Raw genomic sequence first — 25,068 nt, 5'->3', positions numbered from 1 at the left:
CGATGGTCACCAAAGCCACTCCTCCCGGCGGCTGGCCGATTGACGCCCTTGCGCCCGAAGATGTCGACATCGAAACCATCGAGGCCTTTCACCTTGGCGGAGACCACTTCAGCGCCAGCTTCGAGTTGAGTAATGACCGCAGCGAATTTGCCCGCTCGTTCCTGCTGGACGTGCGGTTCGGCGCGTCGCTGACCTTCGAGATCCGCCTGCGCATCGAGGATTCGATCAAATCGCATTCCAGCGTCGCACCGGATCGCCACCTTGTGCTGGAACTTGGCGGCATCATTCATGAGCTTCAGCCCGAGGGCGACCGCCAGACCATCCTGAAGCCCAGTATGCTGCGTCGCATCTGGTCCCTGGATGACCGCCACCATTACGTCTTCGGCAATCGTGGTATCGCCTACATGCGCGAATCCGCCGAATGGATGGCGCTTGCGCCTTATCAAGAGAGCTACATCAAGTCGGTTCACGGCCGATCTGTCGACACTATCCACGCCTGCGGCAGCCGAGGGGAGCTTCTTAGGCTTGACGGGCGCCAGTGGATAGCGCTTGAGCTTCCCGTTCAAGCCAATTTCAACGACATCTACATCGGCGCAGACAACAGCATCTACCTCGCCGGTTTCGAAGGTCAGTGCTACGAAATCCGCGACATGGAACTGATCCCGCTTGTGAACGAGGGGCACAGCTTCATGGGTATCGCCGAGTTCAAGGGCCAGCGCTATTGGAGCGATGCCAATTTTGGCCTGTCCATCCAACGGGGCGACCGGATCGAACCTTTCCGCGCGATCGGTCAAGGATTCAGGATGCACAGCTCGGAAGACCTGTTGGTCATAGCCGGTTGGAAAGAGGTGTTCGTTTTCGATGGAGAGAATTGGTCGGGTTTCGAGCTTGGCTATGATGGCAACATCTTTCTAAGCCGTCTGGACATGGCCCAGTTCGGGGGCTGAACCACCTATCGGGTGCCCCCCAACCTCTCCCCCAGATACTCCCGCACCTTGCCGAGGTCCAACCCCGCCACTCGCATGCCCTCGGCCCCCGGCTGCAGCATGCGGATGACGAACAACTCGCCTGCCTCCGGGTATTCCGCAAACCGCTCTTCTGCCAGCTTCACCCCTTCCGCACCCGCGATCCGCAGGCCGTCCAGATGCGCCTCCAACCGTTCCAGCAGGCGGCTGATGCGTAGCTCGTCCATCTCAGGGTTTTCATCCGGGAACAGGCGCGCGCGGTCGTAGACCGTCCAGAGGAAGGCCGCCTGCTCGGCGTGCTGGCGCAGGATGTGGGGCAGGACCGGAGCGGACACAGGTCAGTTCAGGTTGACCGAGCCGCCCCGGATCCGGTTGGACCGCGAGGCGTGGCTGACAAGGTCGGTGCCGCGCAGGGTGATGTGGCCGTCAGCCTCAAGGATCAGGCTGGCCTTGCCGACCCGCAACTCGATCCGTTCCTTCGCTACCAGCCGCAGCATCTGGCCATCCGCGACAACCACTGAACCGGCGGCGGGGCGCTGGGGTTCCACCAGCTTGCCCACGATCAGCGGGCGGGCGCAGTCACCATCTTCAAACAGCAGTGCCACTTCAGCCCCAAGATCGCCAGAGTCGAGCCGCGCAAGGCTGCGAGCAGGAATCGCCGTGTCCTGCGCATTGCCCGGAAAGACGACCAGTGGCACGGCATCCTGAAACCCAAGGACCATGCCGATCACGACACCGTCCCCCATCTGGCCAACAGAGCCCCTGGCCTCCAGCGTTCCTTTATCGGTGATCATGGCAAATATTCCTGAATCAATAAGCCTACCCTACACGCTTTACGGCCCAAGATCGACGGATTTTGCCGCAGGGGAACTCTCTTGCCCGATGCAAGGATGGCGGGAACAACTGGCAAGCTCAGGCGAGGCGCCCGCTTCGGTCAGACAAACTCTACCGGCCGCTCCCACTGGATCAGAACCACGCAGCCGCGGTCTGACCAGACCCGGTGTTCAGACCCTGCGGGGTTGAAAACGATGGTGCCCTTTTCATAGTCGCCCGCATCGTCGCTTTGCGTGCCGGAGAGGACCAGTATGGTTTCCAACCCCCCGTGGCGATGGCGCGGGACCGTGGCGCCCGGAGCATAGCGCAGCAATGCGACGTCCGGACTGCCCTGCCAAAGGCGGCAAATCTCGACACCTTCCCGAAAGTGTTCGAACGGCATCTGATCCCAGCCATGCGGCAGAAGGCTGGCTATGGATTTGGGGTCAGGCATTCAGGGCCTCCAGAATGGCATCGGTGGGGGCAGCCCAGCCGACGATGCCGCCTTGGGCCACGATCATCTCGATCGCGGCGTCGCGGAAGGCGGGGAAATAGCTTTCGGTGGCGTCGGTCGCCAGCAACCCGTCATAGCCGCGATCATTGGCTTCGCGCATGGTGGTCTGGACGCAGACTTCGGTGGTGACCCCGGCAAAGACCAGCTGGCGCAGGGCCAGCCGTTGCAAATGGCCCCCGAAATCAGTGCCGTAGAACGCACCTTTACCGGGTTTGTCGATGACATATTCGCCGGGCAGGGGTGCCAGCTCGGGAATGATGTCCGCCCCCGGCTCACCCGCAATCAGGATGCGGCCCATCGGCCCCGGATCCCCGATCCGCATGCTGGGGCTACCCCGGTCGCGTTTGGCGGGCGGAAGGTCTGACAGGTCAGGCCGGTGACATTCGCGAGTGTGGATCACCGGCAAGCCCGCGTCCCGAAATCCTTGGATCAGGCGGCGCGTCGTGGGGATGATGGCCTGCAGCAGGCTGACATCATTGCCAAGCGAGGCACCAAAGCCGCCCGGTTCGATGAAATCGCGTTGCATGTCGATCACGACAAGGCCGATGGTCGCGCGTTCAAAGGTGAAATCGAAGGGCCGGGCGTGGATAACTGGCATCAGGCATGTCCCGCCATATGGTGGCCAATCTCGGCGACATTCGCGGTCGCGATGGGGGTCTCAAAGGCGATCTGGCCTTCAGACATCACGATGATCCGATCGGAAAGCTCCATGATCTCGTCCAGATCCTCGCTGATCAGCAAGATGGCGACACCGCGGTTCCGTGCCTCGACCAGACGGTCGCGGATGGCGGATACGGCGGCGAAATCCAGACCGAAACAGGGGTTGGACACGATCAGCACCTCGACATCCCCGGTCAGTTCACGCGCCAGAACCGCGCGCTGCACGTTGCCGCCCGACAGCGAGGAAATCCGGGCGGCGAGGCTGGAGGTCTTGACGTTGAAGGCGGCAATCAGCGCGGCGGCATTGCGGGCAATCGCCGAGTTGCTTTTCCAGAAGGCCGGTTTGGCCAAGTCGGTTTCGTCAAAGCTGCGGAAGGCAAGGTTTTCCGCCACGCTCATCCGCGGGGCGCAGGCGTTGCGCAAGGGTTCTTCGGGCAGATAGCGGACCTTGTGCTGTTTGGCTTCGGTGCGCGTGGCGGTGTAGGTCGTGCCATTCAGGATGATCTTGCCGCTGCTCAATTGGCGCTGGCCGGTCAGGATTTCCATCAGCTCCATCTGGCCGTTGCCGGACACCCCGGCGACCCCCAGAATTTCGCCCGCCCGCAAGGACACACCATCGATTGCGATGGTTTTCAGGCCGGAACGGTCCAACGCCCGGACGCCGTCGATCTGCAGAACCACCTTGCCTGCCGTGACCGTGCGCTGACGGTTTGAGGGTTTCGGAGCCTCGCCCATCATCATGCTGGCCATGTCGGCCGGCGTAAGGTCGGACACCTTGCCGCCGCCAACCCGTTTGCCGCGACGCAGGACGGTCAGTTCATCGGCGAAGGCGGTGACCTCGCGGAACTTGTGGGTGATCATCAGAACCGTCACCTCGCCCGCCTGGGTCAGCGCGCGGACGTGGCCCAGCACTTCGTCGGCTTCGGCCGGGGTAAGAACCGATGTCGGCTCGTCCAGGATCAGGAAGCGGTGGCCAAGGTAAAGCTGCTTGAGGATCTCAAGTTTCTGCTTCTCTCCGGCGGCAAGACGGTTGACGGGTTGGTCCAGCGGCACGGAAAAGGGCATCCGCGCCATGAAGGCCTCAATCGCGGCGCCTTCGGCCTTCCAGTTGATCACCGCAGGCGTGTCAGCGCGGCTGATCACCAGATTTTCCGCAGCCGTCAGGGAGGGGACCAGCGTGAAGTGCTGGTAGACCATGCCAAGACCCAGACCCTGCGCCACTTTCGGGTCCGTCATCTCGACCTCGCGGCCCGCGACAAGCACGGTGCCAGCGGTTGCGCGATAAAACCCCATGATCGCCTTGACGATGGTGGATTTGCCCGCGCCATTTTCGCCCAGAAGGGCATGGAAGCTGCCAGCCTCGATCTTGATTGACACGTCATCCAGCGCGGTAAAATCGCCAAAGCGCATGGTCATGTTGATCGCCTCGACGCTGAAGGCGCCGTGCGGGGTTCTTGCTGGCCTGCTCATGGCAATGCCGCAATCAGCGACGCGCTGTCCGAGACTGCGCCGAACACGCCGCCCTGCATCAGGACCATCTTGAGCGCAGCATCATGGTTACCCTTGTCGGTCGCCCCGCAGCAGTCGGACAGGATCACGCATTCGAAGCCCCGGTCGTTCGCCTCACGCATCGTCGTGTGGACGCAAACGTCCGTGGTGATCCCGGTCAGGATGATGTTCGCAATGCCCTTGGTGCGCAGGATCATTTCCAGATCGGTGGCACAGAAAGACCCCTTGCCGGGCTTGTCGATGATGATCTCTCCCGGCGCAGGATACAGGTCGGGGATGATGTCCCACCCGGCTTCGCCGCGGATCAGGATCTTGCCGCAAGGGCCTGGGTCACCGATCCCCGCGCCAATCTGTTGCGACCGCCAGCGCTTGTTCGCCGGCAGATCAGAGAGGTCGGGCCGGTGGCCTTCGCGAGTATGGATGATGGTGTAGCCCTTGGCACGCATCGCCGAAAGGACTGCCTTGATGGGTTCGATCGGCGCGCGAGTCAGCGACAGGTCATAGCCCATCGCATCGACATAACCGCCGGGGCCGCAGAAATCGGTCTGCATGTCGATGATGATCAGCGCGGTGTTGTCGGGCCGCAGGTCGCCGTTCCAGGGCCAGGCGTAGGGTTGGCTGGCAATGGTGGTCATTCGGCGGCCTCCTGTGTGGTTTCACCGAAAAGGCGAGTGGGCGCGGGGAAGCCACAGCTCGTGCCGTCGGTGACACGGACGGTATCCTCCCATGGCAGCCGGTAAGCGCCTGCGGCAAGGTCGGTCATGTAGGTATAGGGGCAATCCTGCGCCCCGCCCTTGACCGCAACATAGCCGCGATGGCCGAACTGGTAGGGGTTGTTTTCCACCCCCCAACCAGCCCGCGCCTCACGCACAAGGTCGGGGCGAACCTCGGCGGTGATGATTTCGTCCACCCGACCGCTGGTGCCGTGGGCGATGACGCTGCCGTCAAAGTTGACGATCATGCCTTCGCCCATGCTGTCGAAGGTGCCGTCCGAACCGCACATGCAGACATTGGCCGTGACCATCAGGTTGCAAAAGCTGTTGGACTGGTTGGTAAACCGCCAGCTTTGCCGGATCGGCGCGGTGTAGCCTGCGGTGCGGATCATGATTTCGGCGCCCTTGTAGGCGGCTTCGTGCGCCATCTCTGGGAACATGCCGTCATGGCAAATGATAAGGCCGATCTTGGCACCCTTCGGCCCGGTGCAGATGGGAATGCCAGTATTGCCCGGCTCCCACGGTTCAACCGGCACCCAAGGATGCATCTTGCGATAGTAAAGCTGCACCTCGCCCTTGTCGTCGATGATGAGGCCAGTGTTGTAGGGGTTACCGCCGGGGTTATGCTCCATGATCGAAAAGCAGCCCCAGATCGCGTTGTCGATGCAGGCTTGCTTCAGCGCGGCGACCTCGGGTCCGTCCATCCGGCACATGATGGCGGGGTTGGTGTCCATTGACAGGCCGTGCAGCATGTATTCGGGGAACACGACCAGATCCATCGTCGCCATGTTCCGTCGCGCCTTGGCGACCAGTTCCACCACGCGCGCGGTCTGGCGGGCAAGGTCGGCTGGGGTAACGGTGACAGGCAGTTGCAGCTGCACAAGGCCGATGACGACGCCATTGTCCGATTTGTTCAGCCCGCCCAACCCGTTCATTCTGCTCTCCTATTTCGTAATGCTTAATTCGGCGGGGGCGCCCTGCATCGCCCGCTCTGGCGAGGATGTTGCGATCAACAGCCCCAGTGTCAGAACGTAAGGGGCCGCGAAGAACAGGTAGTATCCTTCGGACACCCCGACCGATTGCAGCGCCGGACCAAGCGCCCCGGCCCCGCCGAACAAAAGGGCGGCCCAAAAGCAGTTGATCGGGTTCCAGCGGGCAAAGATCACCAGCGCCACGGCCATCAGCCCCTGACCGGAGGACACCCCCTCATTCCAGCTGCCGGGGTAGTAGAGCGACAGGTAAGCCCCCGCGATTCCGGCGAAGGCCCCCCCCGCCGCGGTGGACAACAGCCGCACGCGGTCGGCGTTCAGGCCCATGGCGCGGGCGGCATCGGAACTGTCGCCCACAACGCGGATCACCAGACCGACGCGGGTGGCGCGGAACATCCACCACAGGAAAACCGCAAGGACCGCGCCAAAAAGGAACAGCACGTTGACCTGCAACGCGGCCTGAACCTGTGGCACATCCGACCAGCCCCCAAGCGAAATGGATGGCAGCTTTGGCGCGACAGGCTGGATGTAGGGCTTGCCGAAAAAGAACGCGAGCCCGGTGCCAAGCAGCATCAGCGCAATGCCGATGGCAATGTCGTTCACGCCCTTGAACTTGCAGACCCAGCCGTGGAACAGACCGAACACCACACCGGCCAATGCGGCGGCAGCCACGCCCAGAAACGGCGACCCCGTTTCATAGGCGATGGCATAGCCCGACATCGCGCCAAAGATCAGCGTGCCTTCCAGCCCAAGGTTGATGCGGCCCGACCGTTCCGTCAGGCATTCGCCGAGCGAGACGAACAGAAACGGGGTCGAGACGCGGATCGCTCCGGCAAGGATTGCCAGCGGCACACCCCAAAGGCCGATATCTACGGGGTCCATCAGCGGCCCTCCCAATAGGCGGGGGTGAAGATCCTGAACCGGCCATAGGCGGTTTCAGACAGCAGGATCGCCACGAAGATCATCCCCTGAAACACCAGGATCGTGGCGTCCGGCAGGTCCATCCGGCGCTGGATCAACCCGCTGGAGGCGGCAAAACCGCCAAGCAGGATTGCCACCGGAATGATGGCCAGCGGATTGTGCCGCGCAAGGAAGGCCACCAGGATGCCGGTATAACCATAGCCCGCGATCAGCGACCCGTTGGCCGAACCATGCACGGCGGCAACCTCGAAGAACCCGGCCAGCCCGGCAAAGGCCCCGCCAAGCGCGGTGAATCCGATCACCAGCTTTCCGACGGGCAGGCCCTGCACCTGCGCTGCACGCAGGTTGTCGCCCGCGATACGCGCGGCAAAGCCAAGGGTCGTCCTCTCGATCAGCACCCAGCAGGCGATGCAGGCGACGATGCCGACCAGCACCCCCCAATGGGCGGAAATGAACGGCATTTCCCCCACGCGCAGGCTTTCGGCCAGCGGCAGGGTTGACGGCTTGTTCAGGCTTGCGGGATCGCGGAACGGACCTTCGACCAGATGGTTGAACAGCGCGATGGCGATATAGGCCATCAAGAGCGAGGCGATGGTCTCATTCACCCCGCGCTTGATCCGCAGCGCGCCGACGGTGGCGATCCAGCCGCCACCAATCGCCATCGCCGACAGGGCCATCAACCCAAGACCCATCGTGGGCGACCAGCCCACCGCAACCGTACCTGCCACCGCTGCGGCCAGCCCCCCAAGGACGATCGCCCCCTCGCCGCCGATTACAACCAGACCCAAACGTGCGGGCAAGGCTACACACAAAGCTGCAAACATGAGGGGGGAGACTTGTGACAGTGTGTTCTGCCAGGAGAACGCCGTGCTGAAGCCAGCCGTCCACACCAGCCCGAAGAAGGCGAGCGGTGATTTTCCCACCATCAGCAGAAACAGACTGAAGGCCAACGACCCCGCCAGCAATGCCGCCAGCGGGATCAACAGGCCCTCGGACCGGGGCACGACCACCGACAGTGCCGGTGCCCGTAGCAGACGCGGCATGGGTTGCGCCTCGTTGGTCACGCTCAGCTCGTGGAACCGATGACGCCTTCGACCAGATAGCCGATGCTTTCGATCGCCACGTCCGTTTCAACCATGGCGGTGCCGGCAGGCACGACCTCGGCGCCGGTATTGTCCTTCAGCGGGCCTTTGTAGGCGGCAAAGCCACCTGCCATGATCTCGGCCTTGGTTGCTTCGAACTGGGCGCGGCCTGCATCGGAAACGGCGGGACCAAGCGGGCTCATCTTGATGAAGTTCTCGGCCAGACCACCGCGCACGAAGTTGTCGATGGTGCCACCGGCCTGCACGGTTTCGATCATGCCGGTGTAGACGCCAGCCCAGTTCCATTCGGCCCCGGTCAGATACTTGTCACCCGCCAGCGCGGTCTGGTCGGCGTGATAGCCGCAGACAAAGGCACCGCGACCGGCAGCGGTTTCGCAAACGACCTTGGGCCCGTCGACATGGCAGGTGATGACATCGCAGCCCTGATCGCACAGCGCATTCGTCGCCTCGGCCTCTTTCACGGCCAGCGACCATTCTCCGGTGAAGATCACCTGACAGGTGATCGAGGGGTCCACCGACCGCGCGCCAAGAAGGAACGAGTTGATGTTGTTCACCACCTGCGGAATCGGCTTTGCCGCGACAAAGCCGATCTTCTTGGTGACGCTGGCATGTCCGGCGGCGACGCCGTTCAGATATTGCCCCATCCCGATATAGCCGAAGTAAGACCCGATGTTGGCCGGGTTTTCCGGCGTCCAAAGCCCCCCGGCGTGCTGAAAGCGCACGTTCGGGAACTTTGGCGCAAGCTCCAGGATGTGGGGGTTGAAGTAGCCGAATGAGGTTGGGAAGATCAGCGTCGCGCCATCGAAGTTGATCATCGACTCCATGGTGTTCTGGACATCGACGGATTCGGGGACGTTTTCCTCTTCCAGAACCGTCACACCGGGCATGGCCTTTACAGCTGCCGCACCCTCAGCATGGGCTTGGTTGTAGCCGAAATCGTCCTTCGGACCGACGTAGATGAACCCGACGGTCAATGGCGTTTGCGCCAAGGCTGATCCGGCCCCCAGCACACCGCCCATGGCCGAAGCGCCTGCCAGCGCGGCGGACGACCCAAGAAATCGACGGCGAGTTAAGGTGTTGAAAGCTTTCATAGGTTCGCTCCTGTCAGCGCTGTCCGGCCTGCTGCGGCCATCGGGATTTGGTCCTGACAGGAAGGCTAGGATGATTCATCGCTTCTGACGTCTGCTATTTTTTTGCAAGAGTGGTGCAAAAAATGCAGCGGTTGTCGTCTGGCCTCAGGTCATTGCCTGAAGTGCCAGCCGAAGGCTTTGCGCGAAGCGGGCCGAGGCGACGGGCAGCGTCCGACCACGCATCTGGCCAAGCAGCAAGTTCCCGGCAGGCACATCGCGGCCAGACAATGGTCGCGACGTCAGGCCAGAGCCGGGCCAAAGCTGCAGCCCGATCGGAATCTGAAAGGCGAGTGCATTTTCGTGCAGCACATAGTGGCGCATGAAATCGAAGGAATCCGCTTCGACCACAGGCGCGATGGCACGCGACCCGCGCGCGGCGGCCGTGTCCAGAAGATAGCGCACGCCGTACTGCCGGCTTGGCACCACATGGGGATGGTCAAGACAGTCACGCAAGCGCAACTCGGGTTGCCCGGCCAGCGGATGGTCGTCACGCATCAGGGCGTGGATCGTCTGGGGGACCGACATCAACACTTCGAAGTCCACCAGCAGCACGGGTTCGAAAACCAGGGCGATGTCGCTGCGAAACGTGCTCAGATCACGTTCGGCGGCTTCACGGTCGCGGACGCTGACGGAGAAGGTGACTCCCGGGTGGCTTTCGCGATAGCGGGCGATCTGGTCCGGCATGAAGTAGGGGATCAAGGCCTGCGAACATGCCACGGACACGTGCCCGCGCCGGATGCCCGACAGATCGGCAACCTGGCTTTGCACCCGCCGCAGGTCCGACACCTGCGCGCGGAAATGCTGGACCAAAAGCTCGCCTGCCGGGTTCAGCCGCACACCGCGCGGGAGACGCTCGAAAATCTCAGAGCCAAACTCCTCTTCAAACCGCTGGATTCGCCGGTTCAGCGCCGAGGCGGTGATGTTCATGTCATCTGCCGCCTTGCGGATCGACCCCGCCCGCATCACCGCCTCGATATAGGCAAAATCCTGCAAATGCTTCATCGTGCCCCGACCCCAGCGCTCACCGTAAGCTGCGATGCATTTTTTGCACCGCTTTTGTGAAATCTTAGCATTTGTATTCGGCGCTTTGAAGCGCGACCTTGGCAGAGATTGGAACGAACCCCGACAAAGGACAGACCGTGACTGACTTAGCCCTGACAATCCCGGCCCTGCATGCCGCCTATGCAGCCGGAACGCCGGTCGCGCGTGTCGTGGAGCAAGTTTATGACCGGATTGCAGAGGTGGGCGATCCGGCCATCTTCATCACCCTGATCCCGCAGGACGAGGTGCTGGCAGCGGCGATGGCGCTGGGGCCCTATGATCCGACGCGCCCGCTTTGGGGGGTGCCCTTCGCGGTCAAGGACAATATCGACGTCGCGGGTTGCCCAACGACAGCCGCCTGCCCTGCCTTTGCCTACATGGCTGATCAGGATGCCTTCGTCGTGGCCAAGCTCAAGGCTGCCGGGGCACTGTGCATCGGCAAGACCAACCTTGACCAGTTCGCAACGGGTCTTGTCGGTGTCCGTTCGCCCTACGGGGTACCCGTGAACGCGTTGGATGCGGCCATTGTGCCGGGTGGGTCGTCAGCCGGATCTGCCGTGGCGGTGGCGCAGGGCATCGTGACGCTGGCACTTGGAACAGATACGGCGGGGTCTGGCCGGGTGCCAGCGGCGTTGAACAACATCGTGGGCCTGAAGCCCAGTCTGGGTGCCCTGTCCGCAACCGGCGTCGTTCCCGCCTGCCGCAGCATCGAGACCGTGTCGATCTTCGGCTTGACCGTGCAGGACGCATGGCGCGCCTATCAGGTGGCCTGCACCTATGACCCCGGCGATGCCTTTGCCCGCCCCTTTGCCGCGCCTGACCTTTCGCCTGCGCCGACGGTCCTGAAAGTCGGTATCCCAAGCCCTGAAAGCATCAGGTTCTTCGGCGACATGGTCCAGTCAGCGTCCTTCGACGCTGCAGTCAACATCCTGCGCGCCTCGGTTGCCGTGATTGTGGAAGTGGACTTTGCGCCGCTCTATGCCGTCGCCGCCATGCTCTACGACGGGGCTTGGGTCGCCGAGCGATATACAGTGGTCGAAGACCTGTTGAAGTCCGACCCCGAGGCAATCCTGCCCGTCACCCGCAAGATCATCGGCAAGGCCGAAAGCTTGACCGCCGCCGATGCCTTCCGCGGAATGTACCGGTTGAAGGAACTGGCACGCCTTGCCGAACCGGCGCTTGCCGGGCTTGACCTTCTGTGTGTACCAACGATCCCGAAGTTCTATACGGTGCAGGACCTGAAAGATGATCCTGTAACCCCCAATTCCAACTTCGGCACCTACACGAATTTCGTCAACTTGCTGAACATGTGCGGCCTCGCCGTGCCGACCCCCGCCCGCAGCGATGGGCGTCCGGGTGGCGTGACACTGCTGGCCAAGGCTGGGCAAGATCACCTTCTGGCCTCGGTGGCGCTGAGACTGGAAGCAGCGGGGGACCGGACGCTGGGCGCCACGCAATGGCCGGTCGTCCAGCAACCGCTTCTGTCCGACGCCCCTGCCGATACGATCACAATCGCCGTGTGTGGCGCGCATATGTCCGGCCTTCCGTTGAACCATGAGTTGGTTTCGCGCGGCGCGACCTTTGCCGGCACGGCCCGCACACGCGCGGACTACAGGTTCATTGCCTTGCCCGGAGGCCCCCCCTACCGGCCGGGCCTCATCCGCGTTGCGCCGGGCGCGGGTGGCGAGATTGCTCTGGAGTTATGGGCCATGCCACTCGCCTGTTTCGGTAGCTTCATGCAGACGATCCCGGCGCCACTTGGGATCGGGACAGTGCAGCTATCGGATGGAAGTTCAGTCTTCGGATTCATCTGCGAAAGCCAAGCCGCTGAAGGTGCGCTGGATATCACCGATTTGGCAGACTGGCGTAAGTTCCTCCTGCGCTCCGGAATTGCGCAGTAGAGCTTGGAATGGACTGGATACTGACTGACAAGGACGGCAGCCCGCGCAGCGGTTTCAAGACTGCTAGCATTCGGGATCTTCAGGAACTTGAAAGCGGAAGCTATTGGCCTCAACTTCGCCCATACTTCCTTAGACCCGAGTATCACCGGATCCGCTATTCGATTCTGGGCAAAACGGCTGGACAGCTTGCACCAGAAAATGACGTCTCAATCCGGGGGGCAAGCAAAGCAGGGGAACTTGAGGTTGCCTTTGTTGCGGACCAACTTGCTGCCAAGATGTCAATCACCGGTATTGGTATTCCCGATTACTGCCTGACCATCGTTGGCAAGGGTGCATTGACCTTTTCAGAAAAGGGTAGGGCCGCGCATACAATTGATCCAAATCTCGGACTGATCTACCGGGGGATTCCGGAAACCGATCTGACCTCAACCGGCGCACAAGAGCGCGTTGCGATCTGGATACCCCAGGCCAGCCTTACACAGCGGCTTTCAGCGCTTTTGGGCACCCCGGTCGCGGGCGACCCAGAGTTCTATCCTGTTTTTCAATGGGATAAAGAAAATCTGATGGTCCTTCGCCACCTTGTCAACGTGTTGATGGTCGAACTGCAGGCACCCACGCCGACCTTTCTGGGCAACGAAGCTGCAAATCGCTCCTTTTCAGATCTCCTGATTTATGCCCTTTTGCGGTCATTGACACACAATTACTCAAACCAGCTTGAGCGACCGAACTTTGCCCCTGCACCCGGGGTTCTGCGGCGCGCCGAAGCCTATATCAGGGCAAATGTAGAAGAGCCCATTGCACTGCATGACGTTGCGGCCGCTGCCGGTTGCAGTGTGCGGTCTTTACAGATTGTGTTTCGGAAATTCCGGGAAACAACACCGCTGCTGGCCATTCGCCAGTTCCGCCTTGAAGCCGCGCGTGAGGCGCTTCGTTCCAGCGATTCAGCGGTCACACTTACCGCAGTCGCCCTGCGATTTGGATTTTCCAATCCGGGTAGATTTACACGCTTTTACAAAGCGGCATTCGGCGAGTCGCCTTTGCAAGTCATTTCCCGCCGCCGTGCGTAGCTGCCAATGCTGGCGGAGTGGCAAAGGCAATGAAACTCCTGCGCGATCCGTCTGAGCGTTTCGTTGCCGGTCCAGACGACCGACCCCACTCAGATTATCGTGTGACGATGACTTAAACGATGTCGGCCGGCGCATGCGACGGCCAATTCATCAAGGGGCCAACAATGGAACACATCGTCACACGCCGGTCGGTCTTGGCCGTACCCTTCATGCTTCTGGTCGCCATGATTGCGATGGGGGCAGTCGTATCGCGGTCCTCCCCTACGCAGGCCGCGGGTATCCACTGCAACCTTCCGAAGGACGCAGTCGCCGACCGCTTGATTGCCCAGGTCGGCAAGGCGCGTCTGGCCGATGGCGAGCCCGAGATGGTCTTGCCCGTCGGCACCACTCGCAATCATGCCAACCACACCGGCGCCATCGCGCCCGCGTCCCCGATCCGCTATGTCCGCTGTGTAGTAAGCCAGGCTTGAAGTGCAGAACACGCGGTCGCAGTCCCGACGTCTTCGGTCTGTCCCGGGGTCAGGCTGCGGAACTGTGTGCCAACGCCTTTTGATCGCGTTCGCACGCCGCTGCGGTCAACGGTCGGGGCGGCTCGTCAGCGCTTGTCGCGCTCACCTGCAGAAAAGTACAGATCGACCTGCGCCAAAGCCAGTGTGACGCCGATCACCACCCCCAGATCCAGCCTTGGAACATACCACAAAAGAATGCCAACAAAGCCGGTCAGCGTCAGGAACGCCGACGCTTGGTGATACGACGACAGGTAGTAGTTCTTGGCCACGTCCTGCGCGCCGAACCGGCTATCGGACGACGGGTTGCTGAACTCGAACGCGTCGATCACGCCACGCTCCATCGCCGAAACGATCTCGCCACCGGGAAGCTGCGCCACCGACATGCCCATGCCTCAGGTCTGCCGCCAGTAGGCCCCCCCCGACGCGGTCATGCCGAAGATGCGGCCCAGCGGATCAGGATGACGCGGCAACAGGGCTCACGCACTTACTGTCGGCTGTTCCAAGACCGAATGAGATTGACTTCGCCCGTTCTGACGCAGCCGTGAAAAATGTTCATCTGAACCTGCAAGGCTGCCTCTCGGCAAAATTGGAAAAGGTTCTATGCTTCCTTGTTGAATAGGCGCGAGCGCGGCGCTTGGTGTGGGAGAGTGGAATGCATCAACAACTGATCACTCGACGGACCCTTTTGGTTGGTGCGGGCTTTGTCATCATCTCTGGCACGTCTGGCTTTGTCCCCTTTGCCCGCGCGCAGGGTCTTGCGCCCACCCAGTCGATGCGCGGCGGCTCCAATAACTACCTGCCTGGCGCTCCAATCGTTGACAGGATCGGCGGCGGTGGTTTCTGGATGACGGGAACTGTGCGTCGTGCAGGCGATGGTGCACCGTTGGCAGGCCAGCGCATCCAGATCTGGGCGCACACAACGGAAGGTCATGAGCGCGACCCCCACAGCCACGGCGCTACGCTGACGGACGCGAATGGTGAATTCCGATTGGAAATGCCGCAGATCGTGCCGGCATTCGGTCAGGCGCATGGGCACTTGGCCTATGACGACGCGGAGTTTGAAACGGTCTTTCTCAGGCCGGTCATGCAAAGCGCACGCGACACGACCCTGCACGCGGATTTCGTCCTGCAACCAGCCTGATCAGCATGAGCCGCCGGACGACCGTGGTGCGAGCGACGCTTGGCTGGGCTGCCTTGGCGACAGCGACAGGTTTGCCGATCTATGCTTCGGCGGTAAGCCCGCTTCTGGCCTGGCGTGATCCGATTTACATCGTGGCAGGCTTGGCAGGCGTCGTCGCCTTGGCGTTGTTGCTGGTGCAGCCATTGGCAGCAGGTGGCTATCTCCCCGGCCTGACCGCTGCAGGGGGTAGAAGACTTAACCGCGCTCTCGGGGTCGCCCTGGTTGCTTTGGTCATCATGCATGTTGCTGCGCTCTGGATCACTAGCCCGCCAGACGTGGTTGATGCCCTCCTTTTTGCGTCGCCAACCCCGTTCGCAGCTTGGGGTGTTATCGCAATGTGGGCGGTCTTCGCTTCGGGCCTTCTGGTTGCTTTCCGAAGAAAACTGCGCCTGACGCCAGCCCTGTGGCGCGTTATCCACACGATGCTTGCCCTTGTGATCGTCGTTGGAAGCGTTGTCCACGCGGCGCTGATCGACGGAACCATGGAACAGCTGTCCAAACTGGCACTGTGCGTGCTGGTCCTTGCGGTGACGGCCAAGGTGATCGCGCGCGTCTGGGTTCAGGCATCTCGGACTCGCCGGTAGCCTAGGCGTTCAAAGGTCGTTTCCGGGCGGACTGCATGAACAGACACTTGTTCATGTGTCCAAAAGATGCGCTCGAAACGTTGGAGCCTTTGACCTGCCGGGCAACTGTTTCTTCGTCTTCAAACTGGTAGCTTGGTCAGAACGGATGCGCTGACATTACCCGTCCTGCCAGCCCATCCGTCAGGCGGACCTATCAGTTGGTCAGGGCGCAGGGCTCGGCGCTGGCAAGGATGACGGCGCGATCATTCGCACGCTTGTTGGCCAATGCATTCTGCCAGCTTGCCTGAACGACGCTATCATGGGCACGCTTGGCGGCCAATGCATCATGCCAGCTCTGCGCATCCGTCCCGGTGCTGAAAGCGACATCGCCACAGACCGCGACGGATACTTCGGTTTCAACCAATAGCGGCCTGCCATTCTCGGTGGTTACCGTCGACGCCATTGCAGCGGTCGCGGCCAGCACACCGACGGTGGCTCCGACGGAAACGAGAAACGACGTCTTCATGGTGGTTCTCCATTGTGGGAAACAGGTAGCCTTGACTGTGCTGCCAAAGCTGGCCGCATTTTGTTCGAGAAGGTGGAACATTAAGGTTTTTGGCTGGTATTCTTGTGCAAACTTGGAAATCTGCGAGGAACGGGTGCACTACCTGATGAAGGCCGCCGGCCTAACTGAGCCGCGTGCCGAGAACTTCCAACCGAACGCGAGGGGCGAAATCCACCCGATCGGTACAGTCAGTCGAATGTGAACCAGTCTCCCTCATCCCAGACCCAGCTATCGGTCGGCCAGCGGGAAGGCTGCGCCACTTGGCGAGAGCGGCGGTGCAGGTCTGATTGTACGCAGGGTACGGGGGCTTGAGCATCACCGCCGGGCGGATGATCTCAGGGCTCGTCTTGAAGTAGCGGAAAAGGGAGCATGTGGAAATGCAACGGTGCTAGTCGCAGGTCCGCTTAAGAAAGTACTCCAGACAGCACCTGTCATGCTCACGTGGCTCGGTGAGATAGCCCCCGCACCGTGCCCTAGGATCCCGCAGCTAACTCGTCCCAAACTCAGCGGACAAAACCTTCCACGGCCAAGTCGGTAGTACGCTAGTGCAGAAAAAGGCCGGGAGTTCGTGTCAGGACAGGCCCGGCAGATCCAGAGCCGCCAAAGCTGTCGCAATACCTCGTTCGTTGAAGGGCTTGCCAATGTTGGTGACACCTTCAAAGACCGCACCTCCCAAGGCCACAGGGTCAACGCAGGCGCTTGCAATGAGAAATGGCACCTCTCGATCTCTCAGTGCTTCCGCAACAGGCGTCACGAGTTCGCGCCCAAGGTTCATGTCCAGAATTGCAACCGCCGGAAGCTCTCGGTCCATAAGACCCAACGCTCCTTTTACGGTCGGTGTCGGTCCCATCACGATCCAGCCCAAGCACTCAAGCGTTGCTTGCATGTCCATTGCGATAAGGACTTCGTCTTCAACTACGAGCACGGTCTTTTGCATGGCCTTGCTCCCCTCCTGCTGGACACATGGGAATTGGGATCGTCAGGTCCACTTGCAAACCCTCCGTCAAGAAGCGCTGGTCCAGATGACCAGCGAGTGTGTACTCGACTGATGATGCGATGAGCATAGTTCCATGACCCTTTTTTACTCGGGGTGACACCGGCGGTCCTCCAGTTTCTACCCAGTGGATACGTAGCGCCCCCTCAGCTTCACCGCCCTCCCAGTGCACGGCAACCCGGCCCTCTGGCACGGAAAGAGCGCCATACTTGGCGGCATTTGTGGCCAACTCGTGGAACACGAGGCTCAGCGTAACCAACTTCGCAGATTCCAAGTCGACCTCAGGGCCGCCTTCGATGAGTACAGACGTGGCTGTTGTATAGGGTGCAAGGATACACTCGATTACCCGCCGCAGCCCCAAGCCGCCTGGTCCCCCAAGGGCAATTTCATGAGCCTGCGTGAGGGAGCGGAAACGTCCCAGAAACGTGTCCCTATACTGCTCTGCAGTGCGTCCCGCAGTGGTAGTCGTCCGCGCCAGGACTTCGGCGATAGTGAGTAAGTTCCTGACGCGATGCCGCATTTCGCCGTACAATATGTCTTTGGCGAGATCTCGCTGGACCTGATCGGTCGCGTCGATGATTGACAACAGAATGCCTCTCGGACCGCCGGAATGCGTCATCGCGCGGGCTGTAATCAGCATTGTACGTTGGCCAAGATCAGGAAAATAGGTTTCGACTTCGTAGTCGATGACAGCCGTCGCGCGAGGAATGATTTCGCCAAGTAGGCGCCGTAGCTCTGGAATGTCCCATTGACCTGTACCGAGCTCGTAAATCGGCTTGCCGATCGTCTCAAACCCGTCAACGTTGAAGGTCTCAAAAAAGGTCCGATTTGCACTCTGGACACACAATCTTGCGTCAAGGACAACAAGCGGATGTGAGATTGTATCGACAATGCCCTGAGCTTGGACATGTCCGGATCGGAGCTGCCTGTAAAGGTCATCGATATTCACGCTCGCGCATCCTTCTTCTGCGTCGGGTGACGACAAACTTTTCTGACCTGCGATAGGTTCCAATTGAGGAGAATTTTACGGGGGATTGGCTTTTCTCCGCCGCACTGGCCAGGAAGGCGAAGAACTACAAGCCCTAGCGGAAAATGGCCTTGTTTTGCGGGGCCTTACTGCTACGCAGACACAGATCAGTCTTGGCGCAAGCCACCATCTCCTAGGTCTTCGGCGGCCCCTGGATGTCACAGATGCCAGCCTCCAGGGGGTCACAAATGGCCTTCACAGCGCTGATCTCCAACCCGCTCTCAGCGCAGCCTTCTGTTCTAACAACACCGGCGCCGATGCACTTCCCGGCGGACTGCCGTCGGCGGATTGGCTGCTGACCGTCCGAGGTCACCAGCCGAAATTGTTAGGAGATGCATCTAGATAGAGAGGGCAAGAGCCCTGAATCTCGGGGCGGCAGTCGCGCAGCAAGCCTGTAAAACATGACGAACAACGAGCCAAACGCCAGATCCACTTCGCGGTTGTTCGGTCAGCTATAGGATTGGCGGTCACGTGATCGGGGCCCGGCAAGACGCTTGAATGCGGGGAGAGGCGACCCTATAGACGATGAGTGTTTTGCTAGCATCTTTCGGAATGTGAGATAGGAAATGCCTCTTTCATTTGACCTATCCGACACTACCCCTGCGCGCGGCTATCCCGCGCAACCGGCCGTGGTCGTGTTGGGCGATGATGCTATCGGCGTGCTGGCGGGGTCTGGGTTCGGGGTGACCCCCCATGTCGATTTTATCGCGGCCCTGGCGGACAGGCTGAAGATCGATCTGTCGGCCACGCTGACCGTCATGCGGCACCTGCCTCTTTGGATCGACGGTCCGCAACATGCCGAACTGCGGCGCAAGGTTGCAGCTTTTCTTGCCGAAGACCGAGCGGCCAAGCTCGCCCGCGCCACGACTCGCATCCGCCATGTGGTGGTGAGAACGCTTGGGACTGACGGCTCAGAACATGTCGATCTTTTCCGCATGGTTTCCGAGGTCGTCGACCTGTTCATGGAAGAGCTCACCGGTCTTCCACGGCCGGAAGGCGACCCTTCCTGCATGCCCAGCATCTTCAGTTCCAATCTGGGGGTTGCGGCGCGCCGACGCCTTGAGGCAATGCTGAAACAACAATTTGTGCAGGCAAATGATCTTTTTCCCAATGAACCGATAGAACTGCACGCCTTAAGGGTCGGACAATTCGTCATGGGCCGCGATGCCCTGATCGGAACGCTGGGCCTTTCGCTGCACCATCATCTTGCCAGTCTGGGCGAACAAAAGGTCAATGCGCGGCGGTTGCCGAGCATACCAACACACACTGGCCTGCCGGCGATCGGCCGGATATCCAGCTTTGCCCAGACTGTCGCCGGCTGTCCAGTGTCGGCAGGGGCATTGATTGAGTGCCGCCTAGACAGCCTGGCCGGCCGCCCCGCAGCGGATCGGCGGCATTTCTTTGGTGTAGGGCCACATCTGTGCCTTGGGCGGCCCTTGTCGCTGGCCTTATGGGAATGCGTGGCCGATGTGCTTGCAGAGCTGGAGATCCAATTGACGACCACGGAATTCGCCCTTGCGCAGAATGATGTCTTCGACATTCCATTGGTTTTTACTGCACGTAAATCTCCACCTTCCCGACTTCTGTCAGGGTACCCAGTATGAACGTCCGACCAGCAGTCATTGCTGCCCTTGATAAGACCAGTGGTTTGCTCGATCGCCCGTCGTTGGCTTCACTTGCCCTGTCGGGCGGGGACTTTGATTTGTCCGAGTTGGACATCGACAGCTTGGCAACATACGAGATAATCATGCAGCTTGAAGATGAATTCGGTATCGACCTTCCACCGGCGTCAATTGCGTCCACGACGACGCTTTGCGACCTTGTTGATGTGGTGGCGCGCGCAGTTCAAGCCAAGCCATGACAGGGACTGCCAAGCTTTCGCTTCGGGAGCAGGTAGCCAAACAACTCAACGCGTTGGAGAATTACTCGACGCCGCTCGAATTCATGGATGCTGCCGATGCCATCCGACGGTCTGGCCATACCGACCTTGTCGACGCAGTTCAGCGGTCGTTTTCCATGAAGGCCTTGAGTGCGGCCGCGGTGCTTTCGGATTTGCGCTGCGAGTTATCGATGCCATATGCCCGTCTCTATTCGGCGGCCAGCACATCTCGGCAACGATTGCTTATTGGATTTACAGGTGCAGCATCCCGTTTGATGATGCCGCTGCCAATCATCATTCAGGCACTGCCAAGAAACACCGATCTTTTGATGCTGTATGATCCAATGAGGAGCCACTATCGAAGCGGCATTTGGGATGGACACCGCTCGCTTTGGGAACTGGCACGCGTCACTGCGCCTATCAGGAGTGGCTATGCCGACACTATAGCGCTGGGAACCAGCGGTGGCGGTTTACCGGCCCTTCGATTTGCCAAACTCGGCGGGCTTCGACGCGGCCTGTCTTTCGGTGGGCGTTTGATCGACGATACGCTGCGGATCCTGAGGCGCGAGGCGATGCGCTCCGCCTTTGACCCACTGTGCGCTTGCGACGAGACCAAAGGCACCGAATTGGTCTTTGTCTACAGCGCTGACCATGTCGTGGATGCGCATGCGGCCCATTGCGCTGCGGTGGCAGTCAATTCGCATCTGATCCCGATTGCGGGACGCAAAGACCACAATTCCCTTTGGCAAGTGCAGCGCATGGGGCGTCTGCCGGACTTGCTTGAAGGGGCGTTCTCGGCAAGCGCATCGGATCTCCGCGATTTCATTGGCGCGTGGAATGAGGCTGACTTGACGGCAATTCCGAACGACACCTCGGCGAGGGGACCTAACGTCGGCGGATCGCCTGGCACCTTGTTGCCCAAGAACGGGATTTTGCGAAAGTCCATCTCCAGAATTTGGACGAGGGTCAGGCTCAGCGCCGCGTCCAGATTTCTCGAATAGCCCTGTCCTGCATCTGGGCACTCAGCTTCTCAAGTGACGTGAGCGCCCCCGCCCCGCCCGTCTGCGCGACGGCGCGTTTAACTGGGGCGTGGTAGAGGATGCCGCTGACCCGGATGTGATCCTCGATTGGTTCATGACCGAATCCTGGGCTGAACACCTTCGCCAGCATCGCCGTGCAACCCATTCGGACGCCGACCTGCATGCTGCGCTGATGGCTGAGACGGCGGGTGGAGCCTATCCGACAGGCCGACACCTGCTCTCTATTGGGCCAAGGGGCAAATAAGGCGCAGTGCACGACTTGCCCGTTGCCAACCAACTCCTAACCTCCAAGGCTTCAAATTGAAAAACAGGGAAACCGCCATGACTCACCACGTCCACGGGCTTCACCACGTTACCTCGATCGCGTCCGACGCGCAGAAGAACAACGACTTTTTCACCCACACGCTGGGCTTGCGGCGGGTCAAGAAGACGGTGAACTTCGACCAGCCCGACACCTATCATCTGTACTACGGAGACATGACGGGAAGCGCCGGCACGGTGATGACCTATTTCCCGTTCCGCCAGGCCGCCCCCGGCCGCCCAGGCAGCGGCGAGGTATCACAAACCGTGTTTTCCGTCGCGAAGGGTTTCCTGCCCTTCTGGAAGGACCGACTTGCAAAGCTGGGTGTCCAAGGTCTGGTCGAGGAAACCCGCTTCGGCGAACGCCGACTGACCTTCAAAGCGCCGGACGGCGATGCCTTTGCGTTGGTCGAAGTCGAAGAGGATCCTCGTCAGGGCTGGGTCGGTGCTGGCGTCCAACAGGACGAGGCTGTGCGCGGGTTTCACAGCGCTACCCTTCGACTGCGTGACGGGACAGAGACAGGTGAGTTGCTTGCCTTCATGGGATATGAGGTCATCGAGGCCGAAGGCTCTTTGACTCGCTATCGCGCAAAGATTGGCAATGGCGCGAATTTCATCGATATCGATGTGCAGCCTGGGCTGCCGCGGGCCAGTCAAGGGGCCGGATCGGTGCATCACATCGCGTTCTCTGTCCCTGACCGGGCGGCCCAGCTGCTGGTTCGGAAGTCGCTGCTCGACACCGGCTATCAGGTCACTCCTGTCATTGACCGCGACTACTTCTGGGCAATCTATTTCCGCAGCCCGGGTGGGGTCCTGTTCGAAGTCGCCACCGACGAACCGGGTTTTGACCGGGATGAGCCTGTCGACCATCTGGGCGAGGCGCTGAAGCTCCCGGAACAACATGAAAGACTGCGAGCCCAACTCGAAACCTATCTGGACCCAATCATCGACTGACCGCTTCAGCTCGCTCAAATCCTTGAAAGTCAGAAGCATGCCCGCACCCTACCACGCCTTCGTCACCCCGCCCGTCGGCAACGCGCCACTCGTTTTTGCCTTTCATGGAACAGGTGGCAACGAGACCCAATTTGCCCCGTTGGTCCAAGACATTCTTCCGGGCGCAGGGCTTGTCGCTCCCCGAGGTGACGTGTCTGAAGGTGGGGCAAACAGGTTCTTTCGCCGCACGGGTGAAGGGGTCTTTGACATGGCAGACCTCGCACACCGCAGTGCCGCCATGGCATCTTTCGTAGCAGAAACACGTGCAGCACATCCAGACCGGGAGGCCTATGCAGTGGGCTACTCGAACGGCGCTAACATCCTTGCCGCAATGACCTTCGAACATGCCCATCTTTTCGACCGGGTGGCCCTGCTTCATCCGTTAATCCCATGGAAACCTGCTGGAAATCCGGGCCTTAAAGGGCAGTTGGTTCTGATCACCGGCGGTCGCAAGGATCCGATCTGCCCCTTGGCGCTGACGATAGCGTTGGCAGACTACTACAAGATGGAGGGGGCGAAAGTGACCGCGATCCTGCATGAGGGCGGCCATGAGATAAGGCAAGACGAAGTGGTAGCCCTTACAGGGTTCCTTAGATAGGCGCCGTGGGTGCCTTGTTGTCACGTCGGGACAGGTCCTCGCGCTGCGATCAAGCCGCCACAACAGGACAGAGTTCGATCTCGCACCATTGCCGGAACGTCGTCGGCGTTCCAGTTCGCGCAGCAGGTCGTCTTGCCGTGTCCATTCCCTCATTCTTGGCGGTGAGCATGTCGACGTAGGCACGGACCATGCCATCGCTCGCGCCCATTGCCGCCATCATCCCGGCGAACTGTTCCATCGGCATCTCCTCATAGCGAACAGGCCGGCCAAGAACGCTGGACATTACCTCTGCCATCTCCTCAAAGGAGATGTCTTCCGGACCCATCAACGGGACCTCACCCACGCCCTGCCAGTCCAATGCGAGCAAGTGGCCTGCCGCCGCCGCGGCGACATCTGCTTTCGCTACATGGGGCATCTTGAGGCGGGCTGGCGTCGGCTGGTAGAAAACACCGTCGGCTTGGATCAGCTCGGCTTGACGCTGGATGTTGTCCATAAGCGAGGCGCAGGTCAGGGCCCGGTAGTTCACCCCGGTTCTGCCGATCATGTCATCCATCTGCAGACTTGCCGTCACCAGGCCGGCAGGCTTCGGCCATCCGCGGCCCAAGGCGGAAATACCTACGACATGCGTGACGCTCGAGGCAGGCAGGGCGTCGCAGAAGGCCCGGGAAAACTCCACATAGGCGGCCTCCGCGCTCGGGCTGGATGGGCTGCCGGGCGGCAGCCAGAAGACGCTTTCGACGCCGGAAATGGCGCGTCCGATCACGTCGGGGTCTGCATGGGAACCTTCAACAACCTCGACGCGGTGCCGTAAACTCTCCGGCAAGCTTGAGGGATTGCGGGCAATCACCCGCACGTCCTGCCGGTCCTTCAGCACGTTCTGAAGAACGCGCGAGCCGATGTCGCCCGAAGGCGTGGTGATGAGGATCATGGGGCATCTCCGCTGTTTGTCGTGGTCGATACTTACCGCGCAAAATGGAACGTGCTATCAGCCAGCGTACGAATAGATTTCGCCATCGTTCAGGAATGCCGCTATGGACCCCCTGTCGGACATCATCTCGCTCCTGCGTCCGCAAGACTGCGTGGCGGCCGGGCTGGACGCGGGCGGCGACTGGTCGATCCAGTTCGGTCGTCATGAGGGGCTGAAATGCAACGCGGTCCTGAAGGGAAGTTGCTGGCTTGCGGTCGAGGGTGTCGCGGACCCTATGCGACTTGAAGCAGGGGATTGTGTGATCCTGCCGCAGGGGCGGCCATTCCTGCTTTCGGCGCGCAAGGCGCGCTTTGGCGAAGATGCCGAGACGATCTATGCCCCGATCCCGCACGGCAGTACGGCGGTCTATGGCGGTGGCGGCGACTTCTACATGACAGGAAGCCGCTTTCTTTTGTGCGGTCCGGCTGCCGGGATCCTTTTGGGTACGCTGCCGCCGGTCGTGCGGGTTCGGCCAGGCCCGCAAACGGAAGCCGTTCAGTGGTCGCTTGATCGGATTGCCGAGGAATTGCGGGTTCCGCGTCCAGGTGGGGCGCTGTCCATCGCCCATCTGTCGCATTTCGTGCTGGTTCAGGTCATGCGCTGCCATCTGGAAAACGCGCCGCCCGGGGCAGGAGGATGGCTGGCCACGATGGCCGACCGCCACATTTTGCAAGCGACAGTGGCGATGCACGGCGATCTGGCCAGGCCATGGACAGTGCAAGAGCTTGCGGGGCATGCCGGCCTCTCGAGGACCGCCTTCGCGGTTCGGTTCCGACGAATCTCGGGGCTGACGCCGATCGGCTATCTCACGCAGTTCCGCATGCTGCTTGCCGCTGATCGATTGCGCCGTACGGAGCGTTCCATCGCTCAAATTGCGGAAGAGGTCGGCTATGCCTCCGAAAGTGCTTTTGCTGTCGCCTTCAAGCGCGTAACTGGCTCCTCCCCGCGCGGCTACGCCCGAGGTCCAACGACAACCCCTGACGAGACGACCCAATTCGAACCGTCGGACCGACCGATCCACCGCAGAGGTCGAAACGCCTCCAACTTGATCACACGACTTTGGCCGGATGTACGCTGATGTTCACCCAATATCCGGGGGTCGGTTCGGATGACAGCGTCCTCTTCGA

At 60.9% G+C, this 25,068-nt stretch carries 28 protein-coding genes and 1 pseudogene; 13 read left to right on the top strand and 16 right to left on the bottom strand.

The genetic code is table 11. The annotated features are described in order from the left end of the window. Nucleotides 1-2 precede the first annotated feature (2 nt). Nucleotides 3-947: a hypothetical protein gene (locus EI545_RS12520; RefSeq protein WP_125325780.1), complete on the top strand. Its 945-nt coding sequence runs from the start codon at nt 3-5 to the stop codon at nt 945-947. Nucleotides 948-952: 5 nt separating this feature from the next. Here the strand turns inward: EI545_RS12520 and EI545_RS12515 are convergent, their stop codons facing one another. The 11 genes from EI545_RS12515 to EI545_RS12465 form a co-directional block, all read right to left on the bottom strand. Next, on the bottom strand, nt 953-1,300 hold the full coding sequence (locus tag EI545_RS12515) for a hypothetical protein (RefSeq protein ID WP_125325779.1): 348 nt from the start codon (nt 1,298-1,300) through the stop codon (nt 953-955). Between the two features lie 3 nt (nt 1,301-1,303). Then, nucleotides 1,304-1,759 (bottom strand): DUF6484 domain-containing protein, encoded by a 456-nt coding sequence (locus EI545_RS12510; RefSeq protein ID WP_245989985.1) that lies wholly within the window; start codon nt 1,757-1,759, stop codon nt 1,304-1,306. Nucleotides 1,760-1,899: 140 nt separating this feature from the next. After that, a complete protein-coding gene (locus tag EI545_RS12505; protein ID WP_125325778.1) occupies nt 1,900-2,232 on the bottom strand; it encodes a cupin domain-containing protein in 333 nt (110 codons plus the stop codon). Continuing rightward, entirely contained in the window at nt 2,225-2,890 is a 666-nt protein-coding gene (locus tag EI545_RS12500; protein ID WP_125325777.1) for a cysteine hydrolase family protein, read from the bottom strand. Before EI545_RS12500 ends, EI545_RS12505 begins: the two co-directional genes overlap by 8 nt. Further along, a complete protein-coding gene (locus EI545_RS12495) occupies nt 2,890-4,422 on the bottom strand; it encodes an ABC transporter ATP-binding protein (RefSeq protein WP_125325776.1) in 1,533 nt (510 codons plus the stop codon). The genes EI545_RS12500 and EI545_RS12495 overlap by 1 nt, the downstream gene beginning before the upstream one ends. Next, nucleotides 4,419-5,096 (bottom strand): biuret amidohydrolase, encoded by a 678-nt coding sequence (gene biuH / locus EI545_RS12490; protein WP_125325775.1) that lies wholly within the window; start codon nt 5,094-5,096, stop codon nt 4,419-4,421. The genes EI545_RS12495 and biuH overlap by 4 nt, the downstream gene beginning before the upstream one ends. Further along, the gene (locus EI545_RS12485) at nt 5,093-6,109 is read right to left on the bottom strand and encodes a formamidase (protein ID WP_125325774.1); all 1,017 of its coding nucleotides are present in this window, start codon (nt 6,107-6,109) and stop codon (nt 5,093-5,095) included. The genes biuH and EI545_RS12485 overlap by 4 nt, the downstream gene beginning before the upstream one ends. Nucleotides 6,110-6,118: 9 nt before the next feature. Next, nucleotides 6,119-7,045 (bottom strand): ABC transporter permease, encoded by a 927-nt coding sequence (locus EI545_RS12480; RefSeq protein WP_125325773.1) that lies wholly within the window; start codon nt 7,043-7,045, stop codon nt 6,119-6,121. Continuing rightward, complete coding sequence (locus EI545_RS12475) at nt 7,045-8,127, bottom strand: ABC transporter permease (protein ID WP_125325772.1); 1,083 nt, start codon at nt 8,125-8,127, stop codon at nt 7,045-7,047. The genes EI545_RS12480 and EI545_RS12475 overlap by 1 nt, the downstream gene beginning before the upstream one ends. 23 nt (nt 8,128-8,150) lie before the next feature. Continuing rightward, nucleotides 8,151-9,278, bottom strand: a complete 1,128-nt coding sequence (locus EI545_RS12470) for a BMP family ABC transporter substrate-binding protein (RefSeq protein WP_125325771.1) — start codon at nt 9,276-9,278, stop codon at nt 8,151-8,153. A 144-nt stretch (nt 9,279-9,422) separates the two neighbouring features. Continuing rightward, nucleotides 9,423-10,319: a LysR family transcriptional regulator gene (locus EI545_RS12465; protein WP_125325770.1), complete on the bottom strand. Its 897-nt coding sequence runs from the start codon at nt 10,317-10,319 to the stop codon at nt 9,423-9,425. 137 nt (nt 10,320-10,456) lie between these two features. On the opposite strand from EI545_RS12465, the gene atzF reads away from it, so the two are divergent. The 3 genes from atzF (at nt 10,457) to EI545_RS12450 (ending at nt 13,796) form a co-directional block, all read left to right on the top strand. Further along, nucleotides 10,457-12,259 (top strand): allophanate hydrolase, encoded by a 1,803-nt coding sequence (gene atzF, locus EI545_RS12460; RefSeq protein ID WP_125325769.1) that lies wholly within the window; start codon nt 10,457-10,459, stop codon nt 12,257-12,259. A gap of 8 nt (nt 12,260-12,267) precedes the next feature. Further along, nucleotides 12,268-13,326, top strand: coding sequence for a helix-turn-helix domain-containing protein (locus EI545_RS12455; RefSeq protein WP_125325768.1), 1,059 nt, complete (start codon nt 12,268-12,270; stop codon nt 13,324-13,326). Between the two features lie 164 nt (nt 13,327-13,490). Further along, entirely contained in the window at nt 13,491-13,796 is a 306-nt protein-coding gene (locus EI545_RS12450; protein ID WP_125325767.1) for a hypothetical protein, read from the top strand. A 266-nt stretch (nt 13,797-14,062) separates the two neighbouring features. On the opposite strand, the pseudogene EI545_RS12445 reads toward EI545_RS12450, so the two are convergent. After that, nucleotides 14,063-14,224 (bottom strand): annotated as a pseudogene (locus tag EI545_RS12445) (C4-dicarboxylate ABC transporter); the annotation flags it as partial. A 263-nt stretch (nt 14,225-14,487) separates the two neighbouring features. On the opposite strand from EI545_RS12445, the gene EI545_RS12440 reads away from it, so the two are divergent. Together EI545_RS12440 and EI545_RS12435 are read left to right on the top strand one after the other, a co-directional pair. After that, nucleotides 14,488-14,976 (top strand): peptidase associated/transthyretin-like domain-containing protein, encoded by a 489-nt coding sequence (locus tag EI545_RS12440; RefSeq protein WP_125327456.1) that lies wholly within the window; start codon nt 14,488-14,490, stop codon nt 14,974-14,976. A gap of 5 nt (nt 14,977-14,981) precedes the next feature. Then, the gene (locus EI545_RS12435) at nt 14,982-15,599 is read left to right on the top strand and encodes a ferric reductase (RefSeq protein WP_125325766.1); all 618 of its coding nucleotides are present in this window, start codon (nt 14,982-14,984) and stop codon (nt 15,597-15,599) included. 193 nt (nt 15,600-15,792) lie between these two features. On the opposite strand, the gene EI545_RS12430 is transcribed toward EI545_RS12435, so the two are convergent. From EI545_RS12430 to EI545_RS12420, 3 genes are all read right to left on the bottom strand, one after another. Further along, nucleotides 15,793-16,185, bottom strand: a complete 393-nt coding sequence (locus EI545_RS12430; RefSeq protein WP_125325765.1) for a hypothetical protein — start codon at nt 16,183-16,185, stop codon at nt 15,793-15,795. Nucleotides 16,186-16,714: 529 nt separating this feature from the next. Continuing rightward, on the bottom strand, nt 16,715-17,080 hold the full coding sequence (locus EI545_RS12425) for a response regulator (protein ID WP_125325764.1): 366 nt from the start codon (nt 17,078-17,080) through the stop codon (nt 16,715-16,717). Next, on the bottom strand, nt 17,055-18,086 hold the full coding sequence (locus EI545_RS12420) for an HWE histidine kinase domain-containing protein (protein WP_125325763.1): 1,032 nt from the start codon (nt 18,084-18,086) through the stop codon (nt 17,055-17,057). The genes EI545_RS12425 and EI545_RS12420 overlap by 26 nt, the downstream gene beginning before the upstream one ends. 713 nt (nt 18,087-18,799) lie before the next feature. Here EI545_RS12420 and EI545_RS12415 point away from each other — a divergent pair. The 6 genes from EI545_RS12415 (at nt 18,800) to EI545_RS12390 (ending at nt 22,974) form a co-directional block, all read left to right on the top strand. Then, complete coding sequence (locus tag EI545_RS12415; protein WP_164517290.1) at nt 18,800-19,768, top strand: cytochrome P450 family protein; 969 nt, start codon at nt 18,800-18,802, stop codon at nt 19,766-19,768. Continuing rightward, entirely contained in the window at nt 19,765-20,025 is a 261-nt protein-coding gene (locus tag EI545_RS12410) for an acyl carrier protein (protein WP_125325761.1), read from the top strand. The genes EI545_RS12415 and EI545_RS12410 overlap by 4 nt, the downstream gene beginning before the upstream one ends. Then, nucleotides 20,022-21,044: a hypothetical protein gene (locus EI545_RS12405; protein WP_125325760.1), complete on the top strand. Its 1,023-nt coding sequence runs from the start codon at nt 20,022-20,024 to the stop codon at nt 21,042-21,044. The genes EI545_RS12410 and EI545_RS12405 overlap by 4 nt, the downstream gene beginning before the upstream one ends. 88 nt (nt 21,045-21,132) lie before the next feature. Beyond that, nucleotides 21,133-21,327, top strand: coding sequence for an MFS transporter (locus EI545_RS21835; RefSeq protein ID WP_216842443.1), 195 nt, complete (start codon nt 21,133-21,135; stop codon nt 21,325-21,327). 77 nt (nt 21,328-21,404) lie between these two features. Next, a complete protein-coding gene (locus EI545_RS12395; RefSeq protein WP_125325759.1) occupies nt 21,405-22,337 on the top strand; it encodes a ring-cleaving dioxygenase in 933 nt (310 codons plus the stop codon). 37 nt (nt 22,338-22,374) lie between these two features. Further along, nucleotides 22,375-22,974, top strand: a complete 600-nt coding sequence (locus EI545_RS12390; RefSeq protein WP_125325758.1) for an alpha/beta hydrolase — start codon at nt 22,375-22,377, stop codon at nt 22,972-22,974. Nucleotides 22,975-23,023: 49 nt separating this feature from the next. On the opposite strand, the gene EI545_RS12385 is transcribed toward EI545_RS12390, so the two are convergent. Further along, nucleotides 23,024-23,902: an NAD(P)H-binding protein gene (locus EI545_RS12385; RefSeq protein ID WP_125325757.1), complete on the bottom strand. Its 879-nt coding sequence runs from the start codon at nt 23,900-23,902 to the stop codon at nt 23,024-23,026. A 103-nt stretch (nt 23,903-24,005) separates the two neighbouring features. Here EI545_RS12385 and EI545_RS12380 point away from each other — a divergent pair, with 103 nt between their 5' ends. Further along, nucleotides 24,006-25,019, top strand: coding sequence for an AraC family transcriptional regulator (locus EI545_RS12380; RefSeq protein ID WP_125325756.1), 1,014 nt, complete (start codon nt 24,006-24,008; stop codon nt 25,017-25,019). The last annotated feature ends 49 nt before the right edge of the window (nt 25,020-25,068 follow it).

The sequence above is a fragment of the Tabrizicola piscis genome (assembly GCF_003940805.1).
In the GTDB taxonomy this organism is placed as follows: domain Bacteria; phylum Pseudomonadota; class Alphaproteobacteria; order Rhodobacterales; family Rhodobacteraceae; genus Tabrizicola; species Tabrizicola piscis.
Note: the sequence above shows the minus strand (reverse complement) of the source record. Positions and strands in the feature narration are given on the sequence as shown.